Source organism: Paracoccus rhizosphaerae (assembly GCF_026162645.1).
Taxonomy (GTDB): domain Bacteria; phylum Pseudomonadota; class Alphaproteobacteria; order Rhodobacterales; family Rhodobacteraceae; genus Paracoccus; species Paracoccus rhizosphaerae.
Genome location: NZ_JAOTBE010000041.1, coordinates 24,405 through 32,152, shown reverse-complemented (window position 1 = coordinate 32,152; position 7,748 = coordinate 24,405). Strand labels below are relative to the sequence as shown.

The window sequence follows — 7,748 nt, the reverse complement described above, 5'->3', positions numbered from 1 at the left end:
GCGCGTGTCGATCATGTCGACTAATCGTGGACGGAGCAGGTCATCCTGCTCAGGGGCGCGGGGATGGGGCTTCATCGGCGACCGGAAACTGCAGGGTTTCTGGCCAGAGCATACCAAACCCCGCAATCCGAAGCGAGCAGAACCGCGGCTTCAGCACATCAAATCAAAACGGTAGGAGTTGTTCAGGCCGGACTTTCCATGGCAAGGCGGGCTTCCGGGCGGCGACGCTGCAGTCCCCTTGGTCGGGCCCTGAACTGCAGATCCATGGCGACCTGCCGGCCGGCAGCGCGATCCGTCACGCGCGGGCCTTCGACCGGCTCTGATCAAGGCAGCACCTTGTGCGGGCGGCCCGCAACGTCCAAATCGGGGACAAGCGACAGAAAGGACAGATGATGGCAGGCAAGATCGCCTTTGACGCAACCGAGCCCGCGCGCAGCCAGGGCGACTTCGGCACCCTTCCCGAATGGGATCTGACCGACCTCTACCCCGCCCCCGACAGCCCCGAGCTGACGGGTGACGTCCAGAAGCTGGACGGGATGGTCCGGGACTTCGCAGCCGCATACCAGGGCAAACTGGCCAACCTGACGCCGCCGCAGATGCTGGACTGCATCCGCAGCTATGAACAGATCGACATTTTGGCCGGGCGCATCATGTCCTATGTCGGGCTGCGCTATTACCAGAACACGACCGATCCTCAGCGCGCCAAGCAGATGGGCGACCTGCAGGGCAAGATTACCGACCTGACGACACCGCTTGTGTTCTTCAGCCTGGAGTTCAACCGCATCCCGGATGAGACGTATCAGGCCGTCTTCACCGCGCCCGACGGCCCCGCGCGCTACAAGCCCGTCTTCGACCGGATGCGCGCGATGCGCCCCCACCAGCTGTCGGACGAGCTGGAGCAGTTCCTGCACGACAATTCTGTCGTGGGTGCCGCCGCCTGGAACCGCCTGTTCGACGAAACCACCGCCGCACTGACCTTTGACGTCGAGGGAGAGACGCTTGGGCTGGAAGCCACGCTGAACCTTCTGACCGACCATGACCGCACCCGGCGCGAAGCCGGTGCTCGGGCGCTGGCATCGGTCTTCACCGCGAATGTCGGGCTGTTTTCGCGCATCCACAACACGCTCGCCAAAGAGAAGGCCATCGAGGACAAGTGGCGCAAGATGCCAACGCCGCAATACGGCCGGCACCTGTCGAACCACGTTGAACCCGAGGTGGTCGAGGCGCTAAGGAACGCCGTCACCGCCGCCTATCCGCGCCTGTCGCACCGCTATTATGCTATGAAGGCGAAGTGGCTTGGTTTGGAGAAGCTGCAGGTCTGGGACCGCAACGCGCCCCTGCCGACCGAGTCGCCGCGCAGCATCGACTGGCCCGAGGCGCAGGCGACCGTGATGGACGCCTATGCCGGCTTCTTGCCCCAGTTGGCCGATCTAGCGCAGCCATTCTTCGACAAGGGCTGGATCGACGCTGCCGTGAAGCCCGGCAAGGCCCCCGGCGCCTTCGCCCATCCGACGGTGACCACGGCGCATCCCTATATCTTGCTGAACTATCTGGGCAAGCCGCGCGACGTCATGACGCTGGCGCATGAGCTCGGTCACGGCGTCCACCAGCGCCTTGCAGCTGCGCAGGGGGAACTGCTGGCCTCGACGCCGCTGACGCTGGCCGAAACCGCCTCGGTCTTCGGCGAGATGCTGACCTTCCGCGCGCTTCTGGCCAAGACCACCGATCCGGCGCAGAAAAAGGCGCTGCTGGCCGGCAAGGTCGAGGACATGATCAACACGGTCGTGCGCCAGATCGCCTTCTATGACTTCGAATGCCGGCTGCACGCCGCCCGTGCCGAGGGCGAGTTGACCCCGGACGACATCAACGCGATCTGGATGCAGGTCCAGCACGAGAGCCTGGGCCCGGTCTTCGAATACATGCCGGGCTACGAGACCTTCTGGACCTATGTGCCGCATTTCGTGCATTCGCCCTTCTACGTCTATGCCTATGCCTTCGGGGATGGTCTGGTGAACGCCCTCTATGCCGCCTACGAAGACGGGCTGCCGGACTTCCAACAGAAGTACTTCGATCTGCTGAAGGCGGGCGGGTCCAAGCACCACAAGGAGCTTCTGGCGCCCTTTGGCCTTGATGCCTCGGACCCGGCCTTCTGGAACAAGGGCCTGTCGATGATCGAGGGCTTCATCGACCAGCTCGAGGCGTTGGAGGCGTGATCACCCTGTCACTGCTCGGGCGCGATCGTTTCGACGATGTCAGCCACATCGCGGTTGCGCCCGAGCAGGAGCCCTTTTGCGGCAGCATCGCCAGCCACTTCGCCGCGGACGAACCAAGCTGCGACTTTCACGCGGTCCGTCTGGACGGGGTCGCGGTCGGCTTCTTCAAGATCGACCGCGACTATGCCGCGCGGATGAACCTTGCCTGTCCCAAAGAGCTGGGACTGCGCGGCGTCATGATAGACCGCGCGCAGCAGGGGCGCGGCATCGGAAAGGCGGCCATGGCGCAGCTTCGGCGCCACCTGCGGCAGACCTATCCCGACGCGCGGACCTGCGTGCTGACCGTCAACACCATCAACGCGGCCGCACGCGCGACCTATCTCTCGGCCGGCTTCCGCGATGAGGGACAGCTCTACCTGGGCGGAAACTTGGGGCCTCAGCACGTCCTGCGCCTTGACCTTCGGCCTGCGGACGATACCATCCCCGCCGTCGCGCCATGTTCGGAGAGCGAATGCTGAAACGCATCCTGCTGGCTCTTGCCGTCGTCTTCGTCGTCGTGCTGGTGGCGTTTTTCGCGCTGGCCCCGGCCTATGTCGAGCGGTCGATGAACCCCGTGACGATGCCCGAGGAGGGCTGGCCGGTCAGCGAGGAGGCGCGCGCCCTGCACCGGCAGCTGGTGATCAACGACTGGCACGCGGATTCTCTGCTGTGGGATCGCGACCTGCTGACGCGCGTCGACCGCGGTCACACGGACGTGCCGCGCCTGCTGGACGGCAACATGGCCGTGCAGGTCTTCACGACGGTGACGAAAAGCCCGCGCGGCCAGAACTACGACCAGAACAGCGCCGCCAGCGGCGACAACATCACGCCCCTGTTCGTCGGTCAGCTCCGCCCGCCGAAAGCGTGGTTCTCGCTCTACGAACGGGCACTGGTGCAGGCCGAGGCGCTGGAGGACGCGGCCCGCCGCGCCCCGCATCAGCTGCGCATCATCAGGACGCAGGGGGATCTGGCGCAGCTTCTGGCAGCGCGAGCCGGCGGGCAGCGCGTGCTTGGTGCCATCCTTGGGTCCGAGGGTGGGCATCCCCTGGAAGGCGACCTGGATAAGCTTGACGGGCTATACGACGCAGGCTTCCGACTGATGGGCCTGACGCATTTTTTCGACAACGAGCTTGGCGGCAGCCTGCATGGCGAAGGCGGCAGCGGCGCCGGACTGTCGGATTTCGGCCGGCAGGTGATCGACCGCATGATGCAGCTTGGCATGATCATCGACCTTACCCACGCCGCGCCGCAGATGGTCGAGGACGTGCTAGCCATCCCCGGCGCCCGCCCCGTGCTGTCGCATACCGGAATCAGCAGCCACTGCCCCGGCCCGCGAAACCTGGACGACGACATGATGGCCCGTATCGCGCAGGCCGGCGGGCTGATCGGCATCGGCTATTGGTCCGACGTCGTCTGCGGACGTACCCCCGCTGACGTGGCCGAAGCCATCGCCGCCGCGATTGAGGTGGTGGGCGAGGATCACGTCTCGCTCGGTTCTGACTGGGACGGATCGGTCGACGCGCCCTTCGACGCCGCGCATCTTCCGGCGCTGACTCAGGCCTTGATGGATCGCGGGCTGTCGGACAGCCAGATCGCTAAGGTCATGGGTGGCAACATGATGGCCTATCTGGCCGAGACGCTGCCGCAAAGATAGGAGCTTCAGATGAAACGACGGCAACTTCTGCATTCGCGGCTGTCCGGGCTGATCGCTGGACTGGGTCATGGCGATCTGATCGTCATCGGCGATGCCGGCCTGCCCGTGCCGCGCGGCGTCGAATGCGTGGATCTCGCCGTCACCCGCGGGGTCCCCGGCATCTTCGACGTGCTGGACGCGATCCTGTCCGAGATGGTGGTCGAACGCTCACTTCTGGCGACCGAGGCCCCGGCGGACCTGGTCAAACAATTTGCGACCCGGCAGATCGGCACCCTTGACCGTGCCTCGCATGACGACTTCAAGCGCAAATCAGCCGGGGCTCTCGCCGTGGTCCGGACCGGAGAGTTCACGCCTTATGCAAACATCTGCCTGTGGTCCGGCGTCGCATTTTGACGGGAACCTGCTGCAGCAGGTTGCGTTGCAAACTCAGATGGTTGGCAAAGGAGATCACGAGATGCAGAAGAAAATCCTGGGACTGAGCGCCGTTCTGGCGATGTTTGCGCTGGCGGCCTGCGAGACAGTGCAGGGCGCGGGCCGCGACCTGTCGACCGCCGGACAGGTGGTGCAGGAGGAAAGCGCCGAGGTTCAGGCCGGCCTGTAAGCAGCGCCGCCTTGAACTGGCCCCGGAGCGTCCGCTCCGGGGTTCTCATTTGAATGCATCCTTGGCCCGGAGCCGGCGACCCGCCTTACAGCCGGCAAGGTATTGATACGACCTGTTGCGCCGACGGGAACAAGGTGGGATGATCGTCCCCAACCCATCTTAAAGGCACGCCCATGCGCCTGCTTGCGATCCTGCTTCTGCTTGCTCCGTCGCCCGCCGCTGCGTTCCTGGCGCGGAACGGAATGGAGGCGGTGCAGGTCGGCACCACCGAGATCGGGGTGCCGTTCGACAGCGGCAAGATGGACACCGACTATTGGTGCGCCGCCGGCGACTTTGCGCAGCGGGCGCTCGACCTGCCTGTGACGACGCGGCTCTGGCGTGCCAGCCCCAAGCCGCGCGGCGCAGGAGATGGCATCCTCTTCACGCTGGATCAGTCGAACAAGGCCGAGGGCGCTGGTCTGTCACAATTCGGCGCAGGGCCTCGGGACGGGTCTATTTCGATCGGACAAGCGGTCTCGGCCCATTGCCGCATCGAGATCCCGTTCTTCAACCACTGAAGCCCGCGCCGCACTGCAACCCTTCAGCTGTCCATCTTCAGCGCCTGGATGAAGGCGGTCTGCGGGATCTCAACCTTGCCGAACTGGCGCATCTTCTTCTTGCCGGCCTTCTGCTTTTCCAGCAGCTTCTTCTTCCGCGTCGCGTCGCCGCCATAGCACTTGGCCGTCACGTCCTTGCGCATCGCCGACAGGGTCTCGCGCGCGATCACGCGGCTGCCAATAGCCGCCTGGATCGGGATCTTGAACATGTGCCGCGGGATCAGATCCTTCAGCTTCTCGACCATCACGCGGCCGCGGCTTTCGGCACGGTCGCGATGCACCATGATCGACAGCGCGTCCACGGGTTCGTCGTTCACCAGGATCGACATCTTGACCAGGTAATCCTCGCGGTATTCGCTGATCTGGTAATCGAAGCTGGCATAGCCTTTGGTAACCGACTTAAGCCGGTCATAGAAGTCGAACACCACCTCGGCCAGCGGCAGGTCATAGACCGCCATGGCGCGGCTGCCGGCATAGGTTAGGTCCATCTGGATGCCGCGGCGGTCCTGGCACAGCTTCAGCACGTCGCCCAGAAATTCATCCGGCACCATGATCGTGGCCTTGATGCGCGGCTCTTCGATATGGTCGACCAGCGTCAGGTCGGGCATGTCGGCGGGGTTGTGCAGGTCGCGCACCTCTCCGTCGCGCATATGCAGCTTGAAGACAACCGAGGGCGCGGTGGTGATCAGGTCCAGATCGTATTCGCGCTCCAGCCGGTCGCGGATTACTTCCAGATGCAAAAGCCCCAGGAAGCCGCAGCGGAAACCGAAGCCAAGCGCGGCCGAGGTCTCCATCTCATAGCTGAAGGACGCGTCGTTCAGCGCCAGCTTCTCGATCGCGTCGCGCAGCGGTTCGAAGTCGTTGGCGTCCACAGGGAACAGCCCGCAGAAGACCACCGGCTGCGCAGGCTTGAAGCCCGGCAGTGCGCGGTCTGCGGGCTTCTTCTCGTGCGTGATCGTGTCGCCTACGCGCGTGTCGCGGACCTGCTTGATCGATGCGGTGAAAACGCCAATCTCGCCCGGCCCCAGTTCCTCGATGTCGCGCATCGCGGGCGTCAGCACGGCCAGCTTGTCCAACCGATAGGTCGCGCCGGTCTGCATCATCTTGACCTGGTCGCCCTTGCGGATCACGCCGTCCATGACGCGGATCATCACGACGACGCCCAGATAGGCGTCGTACCAGCTGTCGACCAGCATCGCCTTCAAGGGCGCGCTCCGGTCGCCCTTGGGCGCCGGCAGCCGCTTGACGATGGCTTCCAGAACGTCGGGAATCCCCAGGCCCGTCTTGGCTGAGATCGGGATCGCCTCGGACGCGTCGATGCCGATCACGTCCTCGATCTGCGCCTTCACCCGATCGGGCTCGGACGCCGGCAGGTCGATCTTGTTCAGGACCGGCACGATTTCGTGATTGGCATCGATCGCCTGATAGACGTTGGCCAGCGTCTGCGCCTCGACCCCCTGGGTGGCGTCCACCACCAGCAGCGACCCTTCGACGGCACGCATCGACCGGCTGACCTCATAGGCGAAGTCCACGTGGCCCGGCGTGTCGATCAGGTTCAGCACATAGGTCTGCCCGTCCTGCGCCGGATAGGCGATGCGGACGGTGTTCGCCTTGATTGTGATGCCCCGCTCGCGCTCGATGTCCATGCTGTCCAGCATCTGGGCCTTCATGTCGCGTTCGGCGACAGTTCCCGTCAACTGGATCAGCCTGTCGGCCAAGGTGGACTTGCCGTGGTCGATATGCGCCACGATCGAGAAATTGCGGATGAGGGACAGCTCGGTCATGGCCGGGCTATACAGGTGCGCGCAAGCCGCGAAAAGAGGGTTTCGCGCCCGCCCGCCGTTTGTATCACGGCACCGTCGGCAGGTTGGCCGCCTCGAGCATCAGGCGCGCCACTTCGGCCGAGGACGCCGGGTTCTGACCCGTCACCAGCTTGCCGTCCGATACGGCGAAGGACTGCCAGTCCGGCCCGCACTGGAAGCTGGCGCCCGAGGCCTTCAGGCGCTCCTGCAACAGGAACGGCACCGTATCGGAGAGACCCACGGCGTCCTCCTCGGCATTGGTAAAGCCTGCGACGCGCCGCCCCTCGACCAGCGGTGCCCCCGACGACAGCTTGGCCGCCAGCAGGCCCGCTGGCCCGTGGCAGACCGCGCCGACGACGGCGCCCGCGTCCCAGGCGCGGGCCAGAAGCGCGCCGAGCGCATCGGACTCGGGCAAGTCCCACATCGTGCCATGGCCACCCGGCAGGAACACGATGTCGCAGCCCGACACCTCGACATCCTCAACCCGCTCGGTGTGATCCAGCCGGTGCATCGCCGCGTCGTCCGCCCAGAACCGGCGCACCGCGGCCGTGACCGCCTCGTCGGCCTCCGACGACGGATCCGCCGGTGGCCTGCCGCCTTTGATGCTGGCAAGTTCGACCCGGTATCCGGCATCGGACAGAATCCAGTAGGGCGCCGCCAGTTCCTCCCAATAGAACCCGGTGGGCTCGCCGCTGTCGCCAAGCGTGTCGTGGGACGTCAGGATGATAAGCGCCTTTGGCATGTCGTGCTCCTTCCGATTGCGCGGCACCGCCTTCAACGCGGCTCCGCCCGGACAATGAGCACGGGTCGGCCGCGGTTCCCGACCACGCTGCGAAGGCGCGC

General features: G+C 65.2%; 8 protein-coding genes. 6 read left to right on the top strand and 2 right to left on the bottom strand.

The genetic code is table 11. The features are described 5' to 3' along the window. Positions 1-392: 392 nt before the first annotated feature. The 6 genes from OC184_RS13725 (at position 393) to OC184_RS13700 (ending at position 5,064) form a co-directional block, all read left to right on the top strand. A complete protein-coding gene (locus tag OC184_RS13725) occupies positions 393-2,213 on the top strand; it encodes a M3 family oligoendopeptidase (RefSeq protein ID WP_265507751.1) in 1,821 nt (606 codons plus the stop codon). After that, on the top strand, positions 2,210-2,731 hold the full coding sequence (locus OC184_RS13720; protein ID WP_265507750.1) for a GNAT family N-acetyltransferase: 522 nt from the start codon (positions 2,210-2,212) through the stop codon (positions 2,729-2,731). The genes OC184_RS13725 and OC184_RS13720 overlap by 4 nt, the downstream gene beginning before the upstream one ends. After that, the gene (locus OC184_RS13715) at positions 2,725-3,906 is read left to right on the top strand and encodes a dipeptidase (RefSeq protein ID WP_265507749.1); all 1,182 of its coding nucleotides are present in this window, start codon (positions 2,725-2,727) and stop codon (positions 3,904-3,906) included. Before OC184_RS13720 ends, OC184_RS13715 begins: the two co-directional genes overlap by 7 nt. Positions 3,907-3,915: 9 nt before the next feature. Then, complete coding sequence (gene rbsD / locus OC184_RS13710; RefSeq protein ID WP_265507748.1) at positions 3,916-4,299, top strand: D-ribose pyranase; 384 nt, start codon at positions 3,916-3,918, stop codon at positions 4,297-4,299. Positions 4,300-4,360: 61 nt separating this feature from the next. Continuing rightward, the gene (locus OC184_RS13705) at positions 4,361-4,507 is read left to right on the top strand and encodes an entericidin A/B family lipoprotein (RefSeq protein WP_265507747.1); all 147 of its coding nucleotides are present in this window, start codon (positions 4,361-4,363) and stop codon (positions 4,505-4,507) included. 173 nt (positions 4,508-4,680) lie between these two features. Further along, positions 4,681-5,064, top strand: a complete 384-nt coding sequence (locus OC184_RS13700) for a hypothetical protein (protein ID WP_265507746.1) — start codon at positions 4,681-4,683, stop codon at positions 5,062-5,064. A 23-nt stretch (positions 5,065-5,087) separates the two neighbouring features. Here OC184_RS13700 and lepA read toward each other — a convergent pair whose 3' ends face one another. After that, on the bottom strand, positions 5,088-6,887 hold the full coding sequence (gene lepA / locus OC184_RS13695) for a translation elongation factor 4 (RefSeq protein ID WP_265507745.1): 1,800 nt from the start codon (positions 6,885-6,887) through the stop codon (positions 5,088-5,090). 64 nt (positions 6,888-6,951) lie between these two features. Beyond that, complete coding sequence (locus OC184_RS13690) at positions 6,952-7,647, bottom strand: type 1 glutamine amidotransferase domain-containing protein (RefSeq protein WP_265507744.1); 696 nt, start codon at positions 7,645-7,647, stop codon at positions 6,952-6,954. Positions 7,648-7,748: the final 101 nt, after the last annotated feature.